At 64.5% G+C, this 14,603-nt stretch carries 15 protein-coding genes and 2 pseudogenes; 15 read left to right on the top strand and 2 right to left on the bottom strand.

The genetic code is table 11. The annotated features are described in order from the left end of the window. The first annotated feature begins 29 nt into the window (after positions 1–29). Positions 30–1,046, top strand: a complete 1,017-nt coding sequence (locus tag CK230_RS22985; protein WP_095819430.1) for a zinc-binding alcohol dehydrogenase family protein — start codon at positions 30–32, stop codon at positions 1,044–1,046. Positions 1,047–1,338: 292 nt separating this feature from the next. Here CK230_RS22985 and phnF read toward each other — a convergent pair whose 3' ends face one another. Beyond that, positions 1,339–2,073 (bottom strand): phosphonate metabolism transcriptional regulator PhnF, encoded by a 735-nt coding sequence (gene phnF / locus CK230_RS22980; protein WP_176480187.1) that lies wholly within the window; start codon positions 2,071–2,073, stop codon positions 1,339–1,341. A 135-nt stretch (positions 2,074–2,208) separates the two neighbouring features. On the opposite strand from phnF, the gene phnG reads away from it, so the two are divergent. From phnG to phnE (CK230_RS22910), 14 genes and pseudogenes are all read left to right on the top strand, one after another. Next, positions 2,209–2,670, top strand: coding sequence for a phosphonate C-P lyase system protein PhnG (gene phnG / locus CK230_RS22975; RefSeq protein ID WP_095819428.1), 462 nt, complete (start codon positions 2,209–2,211; stop codon positions 2,668–2,670). Then, a complete protein-coding gene (gene phnH / locus CK230_RS22970; protein WP_095819427.1) occupies positions 2,670–3,281 on the top strand; it encodes a phosphonate C-P lyase system protein PhnH in 612 nt (203 codons plus the stop codon). Before phnG ends, phnH begins: the two co-directional genes overlap by 1 nt. Position 3,282: 1 nt before the next feature. Beyond that, positions 3,283–4,398 (top strand): carbon-phosphorus lyase complex subunit PhnI, encoded by a 1,116-nt coding sequence (locus CK230_RS22965; protein WP_095819426.1) that lies wholly within the window; start codon positions 3,283–3,285, stop codon positions 4,396–4,398. Beyond that, a pseudogene (locus tag CK230_RS22960) lies at positions 4,395–4,514 on the top strand (FosX/FosE/FosI family fosfomycin resistance thiol transferase); the annotation flags it as partial. The gene CK230_RS22965 and the pseudogene CK230_RS22960, both read left to right, overlap by 4 nt. A gap of 11 nt (positions 4,515–4,525) precedes the next feature. After that, positions 4,526–4,807: a hypothetical protein gene (locus tag CK230_RS32640; RefSeq protein ID WP_141246077.1), complete on the top strand. Its 282-nt coding sequence runs from the start codon at positions 4,526–4,528 to the stop codon at positions 4,805–4,807. Further along, positions 4,804–5,631, top strand: a pseudogene (locus CK230_RS22950) (alpha-D-ribose 1-methylphosphonate 5-phosphate C-P-lyase PhnJ); the annotation flags it as partial. The gene CK230_RS32640 and the pseudogene CK230_RS22950, both read left to right, overlap by 4 nt. A gap of 137 nt (positions 5,632–5,768) precedes the next feature. Continuing rightward, positions 5,769–6,545 carry a phosphonate C-P lyase system protein PhnK gene (phnK, locus tag CK230_RS22945; protein WP_095819424.1) on the top strand — a complete coding sequence of 259 codons (777 nt, stop codon included), beginning with the start codon at positions 5,769–5,771 and terminating at the stop codon, positions 6,543–6,545. A 69-nt stretch (positions 6,546–6,614) separates the two neighbouring features. Next, positions 6,615–7,322 carry a phosphonate C-P lyase system protein PhnL gene (gene phnL, locus CK230_RS22940; protein WP_095819423.1) on the top strand — a complete coding sequence of 236 codons (708 nt, stop codon included), beginning with the start codon at positions 6,615–6,617 and terminating at the stop codon, positions 7,320–7,322. Further along, positions 7,319–7,933, top strand: a complete 615-nt coding sequence (locus CK230_RS22935) for a DapH/DapD/GlmU-related protein (RefSeq protein ID WP_095819422.1) — start codon at positions 7,319–7,321, stop codon at positions 7,931–7,933. Before phnL ends, CK230_RS22935 begins: the two co-directional genes overlap by 4 nt. 180 nt (positions 7,934–8,113) lie before the next feature. Continuing rightward, positions 8,114–8,824 carry a DUF1868 domain-containing protein gene (locus tag CK230_RS22930; RefSeq protein ID WP_095819421.1) on the top strand — a complete coding sequence of 237 codons (711 nt, stop codon included), beginning with the start codon at positions 8,114–8,116 and terminating at the stop codon, positions 8,822–8,824. A gap of 144 nt (positions 8,825–8,968) precedes the next feature. After that, positions 8,969–9,826 (top strand): phosphonate ABC transporter ATP-binding protein, encoded by an 858-nt coding sequence (gene phnC / locus CK230_RS22925; RefSeq protein WP_095819420.1) that lies wholly within the window; start codon positions 8,969–8,971, stop codon positions 9,824–9,826. A 142-nt stretch (positions 9,827–9,968) separates the two neighbouring features. Next, the gene (gene phnD / locus CK230_RS22920) at positions 9,969–10,877 is read left to right on the top strand and encodes a phosphonate ABC transporter substrate-binding protein (RefSeq protein WP_095819419.1); all 909 of its coding nucleotides are present in this window, start codon (positions 9,969–9,971) and stop codon (positions 10,875–10,877) included. A 160-nt stretch (positions 10,878–11,037) separates the two neighbouring features. Beyond that, entirely contained in the window at positions 11,038–11,991 is a 954-nt protein-coding gene (gene phnE / locus CK230_RS22915; RefSeq protein ID WP_095819562.1) for a phosphonate ABC transporter, permease protein PhnE, read from the top strand. An 86-nt stretch (positions 11,992–12,077) separates the two neighbouring features. Further along, positions 12,078–13,442, top strand: coding sequence for a phosphonate ABC transporter, permease protein PhnE (phnE, locus tag CK230_RS22910; RefSeq protein WP_095819418.1), 1,365 nt, complete (start codon positions 12,078–12,080; stop codon positions 13,440–13,442). A gap of 176 nt (positions 13,443–13,618) precedes the next feature. Here the strand turns inward: phnE (CK230_RS22910) and CK230_RS22905 are convergent, their stop codons facing one another. Then, positions 13,619–14,470 carry a sugar phosphate isomerase/epimerase gene (locus CK230_RS22905; protein ID WP_095819417.1) on the bottom strand — a complete coding sequence of 284 codons (852 nt, stop codon included), beginning with the start codon at positions 14,468–14,470 and terminating at the stop codon, positions 13,619–13,621. Positions 14,471–14,603: the final 133 nt, after the last annotated feature.

The raw sequence follows: 14,603 nt of genomic DNA, 5'->3' as shown, positions 1-14,603 counted from the left end.
CCGGCGCGCCTTTTTGCTTTGGATTGCCCATGAAAGCCGTCGTCTGCCGCTCGCCCGGCGACCTTGTCCTCGAAGACCGCGCCGATCCAGGCGCACCTCCATCAGGTTGGGCACGCGTCGCGGTCAGCCATGTCGGCATCTGCGGCACCGACTATCACATCTTCGAAGGCAAGCATCCCTTCCTCGCCTATCCGCGCATAATGGGCCATGAGGTTTCCGGCACCATCGTCGAAAAGGGAGAAGGCGTCGATCTCAGCGTCGGCGAGGCGGTCATCATCAACCCCTATCTTTCATGCGGCAAATGCATCGCCTGCCGGAACGGCAAGCCTAATTGCTGCGTGAAGATCGAGGTGCTGGGCGTTCATCGCGACGGCGCCATGTGCGACGAGATCCTGGTGCCGGCGCAGAACCTTTATCCGACAAACGGCCTGTCGCTGGCCGATGCCGCGGCGGTGGAATTTCTGGCGATCGGCGCGCATGCCGTGCGCCGATCGCTTGGGCTCCCCGGCCAGCGCACGCTGGTCATCGGCGCGGGCCCGATCGGGCTGGGCACGGCGATCTTCGCGCGCATCGCCGGGCTCGACGTCAGTCTGCTCGACATGAGCAGCGAGCGCCTCGGCTTCGCCGAAAAGGAACTCGGCTTTGCCCCGCTCGACACCTCGAAGGCGGCAGCCGACGAACTCGTGCGGCAGGCAACCGGCGGCGAAGGGTTCGACCTCGTTTTCGACGCGACCGGCAACACGGCATCGGTGCAGTCGGCATTCTCCCATGTCGCGCATGGCGGCACGCTGGTGCTGGTCAGCGTCGTCAAGGACGATATCACCTTCTCCGACCCTGAATTCCACAAGCGCGAGATGACGCTGGTCGGCAGCCGCAACGCGCTCAAGGCCGATTTCGAGCATGTCGCGGCTTCGATCCGCGACGGCGCCGTGCCGTTGGGCAAGCTCGTCACCCATCGCACCACGCTTGCCGGAACGCCGCGCGACCTCGCCAGATGGACGCATGAGAAGTCGGGGCTTATCAAAGCGGTTATTGAGGTCGGGTGACGACATGGCAGGCGGCGAGTCGGCCCGAATTGACGACGCGACGCGCAGTCGACCCCCACTCCGTCTCGGCTTCGCCGAGCCACCTCTCCCCCGATCGACGGGGTAGAGGAAGGGCGCGAGGCGATTCCAGCGGGTTCCCTTCCTCTCCCTCCGGAGGGGGGAGAGGTGGCGCCGCGAAGCGGCGACGGAGTGGGGGAAGGCGGTCCTCAAACGCCAAGCCGCGGACAAGCAGCTGGTCTGACATCAGCGTGAGGCAGATTCAATCACAGGTCTCAGACAAGACCAGCATCTCCTACAACGCCAACAGCCTCAACTCCACTCGTTCCGCCGGGAACCTCGATTCCGCGAACTGAATCGGCTCACCGTCGAGCGTGACGTTGACGGCGACTGTGACCAGCACGATGGCGCCGGGCTGCAGATCGAGCGCTGCGAGGTCGTCGGCGTCGGCGTGGCGCGCCGACAGCACCGTCGAATGCCGCAGATAATCGTTGATGCCGAAACGCTTCAGCGAGGCGGTGATCGATCCCGTTTCCGCCATTGCCGCCTCGATGCCGGCGAAGCGCTTGGCGTCGAACCAGGTCGTCGCGCGTGACACCGCATGACCATCGGCCTCGCCGCGTGTCTCCAGGCGGATGACGGCCGCGCCCTTGGCGAGGCCCAGCGCCTCGGCGATGCGCCGGCTGGCCGGCTCCGTCGATGAAGACAACAGCGCGATATGCCGCTCGCTCGTCTGCCCCTGCAGCCCGGTCGAGAAGCGCGTGCGCGCGCCGATCGGATAGGACAGCCGCTTGCGCGACAGGACGAAGGTGCCACGGCCCTGTTCGGCCTTCAGCACGCCCTCCTGCACAAGTGCCGCAATGGCGCTGCGCACCGTGTGGCGGTTGACGCCGTAGCGTTCCGCCAACGCGACTTCGGGCGGCAGCGCCGCGTTCTCGGCGAAATCGCCGCTCGCGATCCCCTGCAGGATCCGGTCGGCGATCTGCCGCCACAGCGACACGCCGTTACGCCTTTCGATGCTGCTCGCCAGTCCGGTCACCCATCGCCCCCAAGCTTTTTTGCCGGGTTGTCATCCACCCGTCATGGACTCCCGTTACGAGATAAGTATAATTTGTATAGTTGTCTATATCAATAGACAAATTTTACGCATGCAGGGAGCAGTGCCATGCGAGGACAGGAAGCGCGCAAGCAGGCCGGGCGGAAAGCCTTGATGGCGACGCTGGCGCATGCCGAAGCCGATGAGATCGCGCGCCTGTGGAACGAAGCGGGCCTGCCCTCCGAGGCCGAGCTTTTGCGCGGCCCCGAAACCGGACTGGTGACGGTGCGCGGGCGGATCGGCGGCGGCGGCGCGCCCTTCAATGTCGGCGAGGCGACCGTCACCCGCGCCACGGTGCGGCTGCCGTCCGGCCAGGTCGGCCATTCCTATGCGCTCGGCCGCGACAAGGGCAAGGCCAGGCTCGCGGCGATCGCCGACGCGCTGTGGCAGGACGCGGCGCACCGTGAAGCAGTCGAGACGAAGCTCGCCGCGCCGTTGCGCGCGGCGCTCGATGCGGCGCGCGAGACGCGGCGCGTCGAGACGGCGGCAACGAAAGTGGATTTCTTCACCATGGTGCGCGGAGAGGACTGATGAACATCGGCACGCAATCGATCGACGGCGGCTTCGCCGAGCCGGTCTTCAACGCCCAGACCGTCTTCCGCGCCATCATGGACGCGATGGCGCGCCCCGGCACCGTCCTGGGCCTTCCGCAGCTCGCCCGCCCGCCGGCGCCGCTGTCGGCGACCGGTGGCGCGGTGGCGCTCTCGCTCTGCGACAACGATACGCCGGTCTGGCTTGACCCGCCGCTGCAGGCGGAAGCTTCGGTCAAGGCCTGGCTTGGCTTCCACACCGGCGCGCCCTTGGCCAACACGCCGGCCGACGCGCATTTCGCCCTGATCGCCAATCCGAAGGAGATGGCCGCGCTCGACGGTTTTGCGCAAGGCACGCAGGAATATCCCGACCGCTCGACGACGCTGATCCTTCTGGTCGACGACCTCGCCTCGGGCCCGTCGCTGCTGCTTGAGGGCCCCGGCATCGAAAAAACGTCGATGATCGCGCCTCCGGGCATGCCGCGCCATTTCGTCGAACAGTGGAAGCAGAACAACCAGCGTTTCCCGCGCGGCGTCGACATCATCCTGGCGGCGCCAGGCCACCTCGCCTGCCTGCCGCGCACCACCCGCATCAAGACGATGGAGGCGTGACATGTATGTCGCGGTGAAAGGCGGCGAAGCCGCCATTGCCAACGCCCATCGTCTGCTTGCCGACCGCCGCCGCGGCGACCGCTCGGTGCCGGCGCTGCGCCTCGACCAGATCGTCGAGCAGCTGGCGCTCGGCGTCGACCGGGTGATGAGCGAAGGCTCACTCTACGATCGCGAGCTTGCGGCTCTCGCCGTCGTCCAGGCGCGCGGCGACATGATCGAGGCGATCTTCCTGGTGCGCGCCTACCGCACCACGCTGCCGCGCTTCGGCTACACCAATCCGGTCGATACCGGCGCGATGCAGGTCGAGCGTCGTATCTCGGCCACCTACAAGGACCTGCCGGGCGGCCAGGTGCTCGGCCCGACCTTCGACTACACCCACCGCCTGCTCGATCCGGAGCTAGCCGCCGGCGCCGAGGTCGAGACGCCGGCGCAGCGCCCGGTCGAGCCGGAGACCATGCCGCGCGTCTCGGCGATTCTTGCCCATGAGGGCCTGATCGAGGCCGACGGCGAGATGCCGCTTGACCACGTGCCCGGCGACATCACGCGAGAACCGCTGCAGTTCCCGATGGCGCGCGACATTCGCCTGCAGGCGCTGTCGCGCGGCGACGAGGGTTTTCTGCTGGCGCTCGGCTATTCGACCCAGCGCGGCTACGCCCGCAACCACCCCTTCGTCGGTGAGATCCGCATCGGCGAGGTCGAGTTGGAGCTCGACGTGCCGGAACTGCCCTTCGCCGTGCCGCTCGGCTCCATCCGCGTCACCGAATGCCAGATGGTCAACCAGTTCAAGGGATCGGCCAAGGCGCCGCCGCAGTTCACCCGCGGCTACGGCCTGGTCTTCGGCCAGAGCGAGCGTAAGGCGATGGCCATGGCGCTATGCGACCGGGCGCTGCGCGCGAGCGAGCTCGGCGAGGATGTCGTTGCCGCCGCGCAGGACGAGGAGTTCGTCATCTCCCATTCCGACAATGTCCAGGCGACCGGCTTCGTCGAGCATTTGAAGCTGCCGCACTATGTCGATTTCCAGGCCGAGCTTGGCCTCGTGCGCCGCATGCGCGCCGAATACGAGGCGCGGGAAAATGAGGACAGGGCCGCCGAGGAGAAGCGGGAGGCAGCGGAATGATCCAGAGCCTCTCTCACATGACCTTCGTCGTGCGCGACCTCGACCGCATGACCGAGATCTTGACCGGCGTCTTCGATGCGCGTGAGGTCGACAGTGGCGCTCGGCAATTCTCACTGGAGGGCGTGCAATGAGCTCAGCTGTCTCCGCCACCGTGACCGGCGTGCCCACCGCCATCGTGTCCACTGTGGCCCTCGTAGCCACCACCGCCGCCGTACCAACTTTCGGAATTGTTGGAACCTTTACTTGGCGTCGGAAAAATCGTGCGCCGAAGAAACATGACGACCGCGCCGACGAATGCCAGCAACACGATCCCGAGGTGCATCCATCCGGCAGAATTCATTTCGATCCGGTCCGGTTTCCACGCCTTGCAATTCAATTCGATAGCACGAAGCGGATGGTATCACCATGACCGACATCGCCACCTACAACTTCGCCTATCTCGATGAGCAGACAAAGCGGATGATCCGCCGGGCCATCCTGAAGGGCATCGCCATTCCCGGTTACCAGGTGCCTTTCGCGTCGCGCGAGATGCCGATGCCCTATGGTTGGGGCACCGGCGGCGTGCAGGTCACCGCCTCGATCATCGGTCCGGACGATGTGTTGAAAGTCATAGACCAGGGCGCCGACGACACCACCAACGCCGTCTCGATCCGCGCCTTTTTCAAGAAGGTCGCCAAGGTCGACGTCACCACCGAGACGGCGAAGGCGACGATCATCCAGACCCGCCACCGCATCCCCGAGCAGCCACTGACCGCCGGCCAAGTGCTGGTCTTCCAGGTGCCGATCCCTGAGCCGCTGCGCTTCCTCGAGCCGCGCGAGACTGAGACGCGCAAGATGCATGCGCTGGAGGAATACGGCCTCATGCATGTGAAGCTCTACGAGGACATCGCAAAGCACGGCCGCATCGCCACCACTTACGCCTATCCGGTCAAGGTCGAGGGCCGTTACGTGATGGACCCGTCGCCGACGCCGAAATTCGACAATCCGAAGATGCATCGTTCGCCGGCTTTGCAATTGTTCGGCGCCGGCCGCGAGAAGCGCATCTACGCGGTGCCGCCCTTCACCGACGTCGTCAGCCTCGATTTCGAGGACCATCCCTTCGAGGTGCAGACCTTCGACCAGCCATGCGCGCTCTGCGGCGCCGAGAATGTCTATCTCGACGAGGTCATCCTCGACGACCATGGCGGCCACATGTTCGTCTGCTCGGACACCGACCACTGTGAGAAGCGGCGCGCCGACCCTACCTCCCCCTCGTGGGGAGGTCGCGCCGAAGGCGCGGGTGGGGGGAGCGGCCAATCTTCTCTTTCTTCAACCCCCACCCCGGCGCTACGCGCCGACCCTCCCCACAAGAGGGAGGGTAAGGAGGCCGAATGACCGACGAACCGCTGCTGCGCGTTTCAGCGCTGTCCAAATTCTACGGCTCGCGCGTCGGCTGCGAGAACGTCACCTTCGATCTCTGGCCGGGCGAGGTGCTGGCGATCGTCGGCGAGTCCGGCTCCGGCAAGACGACGCTGCTCAACTGCCTGTCTACCCGGCTGCTGCCCTCCTCCGGCACCGCCAGCTACCGCATGCGCGATGGCCAGTGGCGCGAGCTCTACCGCATGAGCGAGGCCGAGCGCCGCTTCCTGATGCGCACCGATTGGGGCTTTGTCCATCAGAACCCGGCGGACGGGCTGCGCATGACGGTGTCGGCCGGCGCTAATGTCGGCGAAAGGCTGATGGCTGTCGGCGACCGCCACTACGGCAAGATCCGCGCCACCGCCGTCGACTGGCTGTCGCGCGTCGAGATCGACGAGGACCGCATCGACGACGAGCCGCGCGCCTTCTCCGGCGGCATGCGCCAGCGCCTGCAGATCGCCCGCAACCTGGTGACCGGACCGCGCCTGGTGTTCATGGACGAGCCTACCGGCGGTCTGGACGTCTCGGTGCAGGCGCGTCTGCTCGATCTATTGCGCGGGCTGGTAACCGATCTCGGGCTGGCGGCGGTTGTCGTCACCCATGACCTCGCCGTGGCGCGGCTTTTGTCGCAGCGCATGATGGTGATGAAGGACGGCCGCGTCGTTGAAAGCGGCCTCACCGACCGCGTCCTCGACGATCCGCGCGCGCCTTATACCCAGCTTCTTGTTTCCTCGATTTTGCAGGTCTAGCCGCATGGTCCCGAAAAGTGGAAGCCGGTTTTCGGACCAGACCATGCGGCAAAACAAAGGACTCTAATCATGGCTACGCCGCTTGTTGTTTCCGACGTCGCCAAAAGCTTCACCATGCATCTGCGCGACGGCGTCACGCTGCCGGTGGTGGCGGGCGTCTCCTTCTCGATCCGCGCCGGCGAATGCGCCGTGCTCGGCGGTCCGTCCGGTGCCGGAAAAAGCTCGATCCTGAAGATGCTCTACGGCAACTACGCCGTCGATGAAGGCCAGATCATCGTCCAGCATGGCGGCGGGTTGATCGACCTCGCCTCCGCCAGCCCGCGCACCGTGCTTTCCGTGCGCCGCCACACGATCGGCTATGTCAGCCAGTTCCTGCGCACCGTGCCGCGCGTTTCGGCGCTCGACGTCGTCGCCGAACCGCTGGTCGAGCGCGGCGAGGATCGCGAGACTGCGCGAGCGAAGGCTCGGGCCTTGCTTGCGCAGCTCAATCTGCCCGAAAAACTCTGGGCGCTGCCGCCGGCGACCTTCTCGGGCGGCGAGCAGCAGCGCGTCAACATCGCGCGCGGCTTCATCACCGAGCATCCGATCCTTTTGCTCGACGAGCCGACCGCCTCGCTCGATGCCCGGAATCGTGATGTCGTGGTCGAGCTCATCGCAGCGAAGAAGGCGGCAGGCGTTGCCCTGCTCGGCATCTTCCATGACCTCGACGTGCGTGACGCGGTGGCCGACCGCGTCATCGACGTCACCGCCTTCGCCGCCGGAAAGATCGCCGCATGAAGAAGCTTTCGGAGACGCCGCTGATCCATCCGACGGCGGAGGTCGAAAACTCGACCCTCGGCCGCTGGACCGAAATCGCCGAGCGCAGCCGCGTCGCCGAATGCGAGATCGGCGACTATTCCTACATGATGCAGGACTGCGCCGTCTGGTGCGCCACCATCGGCAAGTTCTCCAACATCGCGGCGAGCGTGCGCATCAACGCCACGAACCATCCGACCTGGCGTCCGACGCTGCACCACTTCACCTACCGCGCGTCGGATTATTGGGACGACGCCGAGCACGAAAGCGAGTTCTTCGCTCAGCGCCGTGCCAGGCGCGTCACCATCGGCCACGACACCTGGCTCGGCCACGGCTCGACCATCCTGCCCGGCGTCACCGTCGGCGACGGCGCGGCGGTCGGCGCCGGCGCGGTGGTGTCGAAGGACGTCGCTCCCTACACCATCATCGGCGGCGTGCCGGCGAAACCGATCCGCGAGCGCTTCGACCGCCGCACCGCCGAGCGCTACCAGGCGCTCGCCTGGTGGGATTGGGACCATGCAAGGCTGCGCGCCGCGCTCGACGATTTTCGCGAGCTGTCGGCCGAGGCGTTTCTGGAGAAGTATGGTGGCTGATTTCAGTGAATGGTGAATGGTCAATAGTGAATGGCAACGAAGCCTTCTTCTCACCATTCACCATTCACCATTCACCATTCACCATTCACCATTCACCATTCACCATTCACCATTCACCATTCACCATTCACACCCTTGACACATGACTCGGACAAGAGCCGATCTCCCCAGGAGATCGCCATGCTCGCCACTGTTAGACCCTCGCTCGCCGGATTCTTCGAAGGCTCCAATCCGAAGCCGCCGATCCATCTCGGCACTCGTTACGACGCGTCGGGCAACTTCCTCCTCGAACCGGGCAACACCGTCGTCTGCCATCTGGTTGAAGACTCGCCTTCGCAAGCAGCCATTGTCGAGGTGCGCGAACGCATGCTGGCCATGCCTGACGCCAATCGCCTTGCCTTCACGCCGATCTCCAGCCTGCATATGACGCTGTTCCAGGGCATCATCGAATACCGCCGCCGGCTTCCCTACTGGCCGTCCGACGTCCCGCTCGACACCGGCATCGACGATATGACGCGTCTTTATCTGGAACGCCTGCAGGGCTTCGAGGGCAACGGCGCATTCCGGGTCAAGACCATAGGCGTCACACCGAACGGCCTGACCGTCGCCGGCGCCACCGAGGAAGACCGCCAAATCCTGAAAGCGTGGCGCGATGCGCTATCCGTGCCGTTCGGCTACCGCCATCCGGACCACGACGCCTATGTCTTCCACATCACCTTCGCCTACCAGCTCCGCCGCCTCGCCGACGAACGGACGGCAGCCTGGCAGGATCTGTTCGACGAGAGCCTGTCCTTCCTCGAGCGGGAAGCCCCCGTGATTGAGCTTGAGCCGCCGGCCTTCTGCAGCTTCAGGGACATGAAGCATTTCGAGGAATTGCTGGTGCTTGGCTGACGCCGAGCAGCGACACAGCCCAGCATTCCCCGCCAAGCCTGTGACTCGTAACAAAACTGACATCAATCCGACACCCCAGCTTCATCGGGCTGCGCTAGCGAAGGTTAACGGACCTTCGAAACCGCGACGTACCGGAGTTTTGCCATGTCAGCATCATCGGCCACGCTCGAAATCCGCGGCGTAACCCGACGATTTGGCAAGAACACCGCTGTCAGCGACATCAACATCTCGATCCCGCGCGGTCAGATGGTCGGTATCATCGGCCGCTCCGGCGCGGGCAAGTCGACATTGCTGCGCATGATCAACCGCCTCATCGATCCCAGCCAGGGGTCGATTTTTTTTGACGGCGCCGAGGTCTCCAGCCTGCAGGGCTCGCCGCTGCGCCGCTGGCAGCGCGACTGCGCCATGATCTTCCAGCAGTTCAACCTCGTGCCGCGTCTCGACGTCTTGACCAATGTCCTGCTCGGCCGCCTCAACCATCGCTCCACGGTTTCCAACCTGCTCGGCATGTTCACGCGCACCGAATGCGCCGAGGCGGTGGCCGCGCTTGAGCGCCTCGACATAGCCCGCACCGCGCTGCAGCCGGCCGGCACGCTGTCCGGCGGCCAGCAGCAGCGTGTCGCGATCGCGCGCGCCATGATGCAGCAGCCCAAGGTGCTCCTGGCCGACGAGCCGATCGCCTCGCTCGACCCGCTCAACGCCAAGGTGGTGATGGATTCGCTGCGCGACATCAATCTGCGCGAAGGCATCACCGTCGTCACCAACCTGCACACGCTGGACACCGCGCGCGCCTACTGCAACCGCATCATCGGCATGGCCGCCGGCAAGGTCGTCTTCGACGGCGCCCCGGAAGACCTCGACCGCGACGCCGTGCGCACCGTCTACGGCGCCGATGCCAGCGGCGCCGAGATCTCCGAGGCGATCACGTCGACCAGCGTGACCGTCAGGCCGAAGATCACCGCATCCGCCGGACCGCTCGAACCCGCCTTCCCTGGTTACTAAGTCCATCGCCCCGACCCCAGTCGGTCCGGGCAAATCGTGGATTTCGGCAGAGCAACCCGGATCGCCCGCCAGCGTCAAAGGCAAGACTTGAAAAATCAGAACGCCGCCGGCGCGCAGCCGGAACAACAGGAGAGAGAGCAAAATGTTCAGGAAGATGGTTTTTGGAGCGGTTTCGCTGCTCGCCATGGCGGCAAGCGCCGCGCACGCCGCTGATATCAAGGAATTCCGCGTCGGCATCCTCGGCGGCGAGAATGAGACCGACCGCCTGCGCAACTATCAGTGCCTCGCCGACCATCTGAAGTCGGAATTCGGCTTCGAGAAGGTTTCGCTGTTCCCGGCCGCCGACTATGACGGCGTCATCCAGGGCCTGCTCGGCGGCACGCTCGACTTCGCCGAGCTTGGCGCGTCCGGCTACGCCAGCGTCTATCTGAAGGACCCGAAGGCGGTCACCCCGATCCTCACCACCAAGCAGACCGACGGCTCGACCGGCTATTATTCGGTCGGCCTGGCGCTGAAGACCTCCGGCATCACCGACATCAAGTCGGCCAGGGGCAAGAAGCTTGGCTACGCCGATCCGGACTCGACCTCGGGCTATCTGATCCCGCTGACCCAGATCCCGAAGGACACCGGCGCTTCCAACGAAACCTACTTCGCCTCGACCCAGTTCAACGGCGGCCACGAGAACAACATCCTGGCCGTGCGCGACGGCAAGGTCGACGTGGCGGTGGACGATTCCTCGGGCATCGGCGACTTCAAGAACGGCTACACCTCCGGCACCTTCCACAAGGAAGTCGCCAAGGGCGCCGTCGACCCGAACGACTTCGTCGAAGTGTGGCGCTCGGGCCTGATCCCGAACGGTCCGCTGGTTGTCCGCACTGCGCTGGGCGACGACATGACCGCCAAGCTCACCGCTTTCTTCACCGCCCTGCCGGCCAAGGACAAGGCCTGCTTCGAAGGCGTCGAAGGCGGCGACTTCACCGGCTACGTGCCCGTTAAGCCGGACTTCTACAACGTCATCGTCGAAGCCCGCAAAGCCGCCATCGGCGGCTAAAGGCATCAGGAAAAGGGCGGCGCTCACCAAAGCGACGTGCGTCCACTTGGACGCACAAAGTACGCTTTGGCACTTTGGATTGCCGCATCGGACTTTCCGAAAATCGGATTTCGATTTTCGGGCCGATGCGGCGGCGCCGCCCTTTTTGCATGTCCCGATCATGACATCAGCGACACTTCATTCCGACGCCACCCGCCAGCAGGCCGACGCCTGGCGACGCCAGACCTCGCTGCGCCGTTTCTACACCGCGCTCGGCGTCGGCCTGCTGCTTGCCGCCATGTTCGCGACCATGTGGTTCGCCGACGAGGCCAATGCCGGCCATTTCTTCGACCGCCTGCCGCATATCCTCGATTTCCTGAGCTGGCTGATCCCGAAGGATTTGAACGATGTCTGGCGGGCGCTGTTCGACATCGCCTCGCCCAGCGACAGGGGCACGCAGGAATTCAACTTCCCGCTCGGCCGCGTCTATATATGGGATGGCTTCTACATCCCCGAATATTTCGAGCTGATGCTGACCACGGTGAACGTGGCGCTGGTCTCGACCTTCATCGGCTTCGTCTTCGCCGTTCCCTTCTCCTTCATCGCCGCGCGCAACCTGACGCCGAGCCCGATCCTGCGGCTTGTCGTCAAGCGCTTCATGGAATTGCTGCGCGCCTTTCCCGAGATCGTTATTGCCGGCCTGTTCGCGGCCATCGTTTCGATCGGCCCGGTCGCCGCCATCATCGCCATCGGCCTGCATTCGATCGGCGCGCTGGGTAAGCTGTTCTACGAGATCAACGAGAATATCGACATGCGCCCGGAGGAGGGCCTGCGCGCGGTCGGCGCCAACTGGTTCGAGCGCGTGCGCTTTGCCGACCTGCCGCAGGTGCTGCCCAATTTCATGTCCTATACGCTGCTGAGAATCGAGATCAATGTGCGCATCTCGACCATCATGGGCGCGGTCGGCGGCGGCGGCATCGGCGAGGAGTTGAAGCTCGCCATCTCGCGCGGCTTCGGCGCCAAGACGCTGGCGCTGGTGCTCCTGCTCTTCATCACCATCGTCCTCGTCGACCAGTTTTCCGCCTGGCTGCGCCGCAAGCTTGTCGGCGAGCAGGCTTTCCTGATGAGCGCCTAGACCATGTTCTCGAACCGAAGGACCGCGCTAGCGAAAAGTGGACGCCGGTTTTCGGACAAGATCATGGTCAACCGAAAAGGTGGCCTATGGTCATGACCGCCGACGAACTAAGCGCCATCGAAGACCGCCACCCGCAGATCTTCCAGCGGCCTGCCTACAAGCGCTTCTGGCCGCTGCTGCTGATGGCGGGCACAGTGCTCTATCTTGGCTATGCTCTGTGGTTCTTCAGCCTGCCGCAGGTGCTGCGCGAGTCGCATTGGGAGCGCCTGCCGCTCTTCCTGTCGCAATGGATCAGCTACGACCTGCAGCCGGAATTCCGCCTCGATCAGCCCGAGATCACGCCGAAATATCTGCGCTTCTCGGCGCTCGGCGAAAACCCCAACCCGGACTGGGTGATCAAGAATCCTGACGGCACTTACACCGTGCAGGTCGACGGCGATGCCAAATCCGTCACCTTCGACAAGACCAAAGCGGCGATCACGGCCAACGGCGTGACCGTGCCGATATCGCTGACCGGCGGCAAGCCTGTGATCACAGGTCCGGTGCCCGACTGGGTGACCGTCCATGACGACGAGATCGTCGCCAAGCTGGGCTTTGCCGGCGAGGTGCGCGTCACCGTCGACCGCGTCAAGGTACGCAAGCGCTTCCTCGGCTGGGCCAATTTCGTCTTCGACACTCGCTCGCCCTTCTTCGGCAAACCGGCCGGCGAGGTCATCTCGCTGATCGTCTCGGGGCCTGAGCTCCGGCCCGGCACGTCGAACCTCGCTCTGGCCGCCGACAATTTCTGGAACAATGCGCAGTGGCAGCATGGCGATGTCTGGACGAAGCTCCTGCAGACCATCGTCATGGCGTTCCTCGGCACGCTGCTCGGCGGCATCGTCGCCTTCCCGCTCGCCTTCTTCGCCGCCCGCAACATCACGCCGAGCGGCGTTCTGAGCCAGGTGCTGAAGCGCTTCTTCGATTTCATGCGCTCGGTCGACATGTTGATTTGGGCGCTGTTCTTCACCCGCGCCTTCGGCCCTGGACCGCTGGCCGGCAGCGCCGCGATCTTCTTCACCGAGATAGGCACGCTCGGCAAAACCTATTCCGAGGCGCTGGAGAACATCGACGACAAGCCGCGCGAAGGCGTGCTCTCGACCGGCGCCAACGGGATTTTGGTGCAGCGCTACGGCGTGCTGCCGGAAGTGGTGCCGGTCTTCATCAGCCAGACGCTCTACCAGTGGGAATCCAACATCCGCGGCGCGACCATCATCGGCGCCGTCGGCGCCGGCGGCATCGGCCTGAAGCTGTGGGAAGCGATGCGCACCAATTCGAACTGGGCCAACGTCTTCTACATGGTGCTTTTGACGCTGCTCGTCGTCTTCATCTTCGACAACATCTCGAACTTCCTGCGCCGCCGGCTGAGCCGCACGCTGCATGATTACAACCGGCTGCAGGCCGAGCGGGGGTAACCCTAACTTCGTCATCCTCGGGCTTGACCCGAGGATCCATTCCGTTCCCTGAGCCGTCGAATGCAGCGGTGCAGAATTCTGCATCGTCGCGGAGCGTCGACGTCACGGAATGGATCCTCGGGTCTCCGCGTCCGCTTCGCTCCCGCTCCGCCCGTGGATGACGAACGGAGAGGCGCCTACGCGGCAGCCTTCCACCCTTCCCTGATATGCCGATATCCCTCGCGATAAACCGCCTCCGGGCTCTCCGCGAAATCCCTCCAAACCTTCGTCGCCGCAGCGAGATCTTTCAGCGAGCGTCCGAACGACTCGATCGTCAGCCAGTCGTCATAGCCGCTTTTGCGGATGGCGGAGAAAGTCTCCTTCCACGGGATGTTGCCACGCCCCGGCACGCCGCGATCGTTCTCTGAGATGTGGATGTGAACGATATTGCGGCAATGCTTCGTATAGGCGCCGATTGGATCGGCCTCCTCGATGTTGGCGTGGAACGTGTCGTACATCGCCTTGATGTGCGGCCGGTCGATCGCGTCGATATGCTCCGACAGGTCGGCCATGGTGTTGACCAGATAGCATTCGAAGCGGTTGAGCGCTTCCAATCCGATGGTCACGCCCTTCTTGCCGGCATGGTCGCCGATGGCGCGCTGCGAGGCGATCGAGCGCTTCTTCTCGGCGGAAGTCGGCCCGCTGCCGGAAAAGGCGCCGAGCGTCGAATGCAGCGGTCCGCTCAACGTGTTGGCGCCAAGGGCAGCGCTGCAGTCGATCGCCCATTTCATGTAGTCAATACCGGCCTTGCGCGTGGCGGCATCCGGCGAGATCAGGTTCATCGCCGGATCGCCCATCGCCGAGACCGCGGTGCGCTCCAGCCCGATACGGTCGAGCATGGCGCCGAGTTTCTTGTAGTCGTCAGGCGCGCCGGCAAAGACCGGTATCTCGACACCGTCGAAGCCCGTCGCCTTGATGTCCTTCAGCAGCGCCTCGTGCCTCTTCGACACGCTGGTGGTCCATAAGAACATGCACATGCCGATTTTCATCGACACCCCCTCCCCATTACCTTCGATCAAGGGGTGATGAGATTCAGGTCATGCCGAGTCGAGAACGGTGGCTTCCGAGAACCGGAGCGGAGCGTACTTAGGTACGTGAGCACCGGAAGCGCAGGAAGCCGCC

The sequence above is a fragment of the Mesorhizobium sp. WSM3859 genome (assembly GCF_002295065.1).
Classification (GTDB): domain Bacteria; phylum Pseudomonadota; class Alphaproteobacteria; order Rhizobiales; family Rhizobiaceae; genus Mesorhizobium.
Note: the sequence above shows the minus strand (reverse complement) of the source record. Positions and strands in the feature narration are given on the sequence as shown.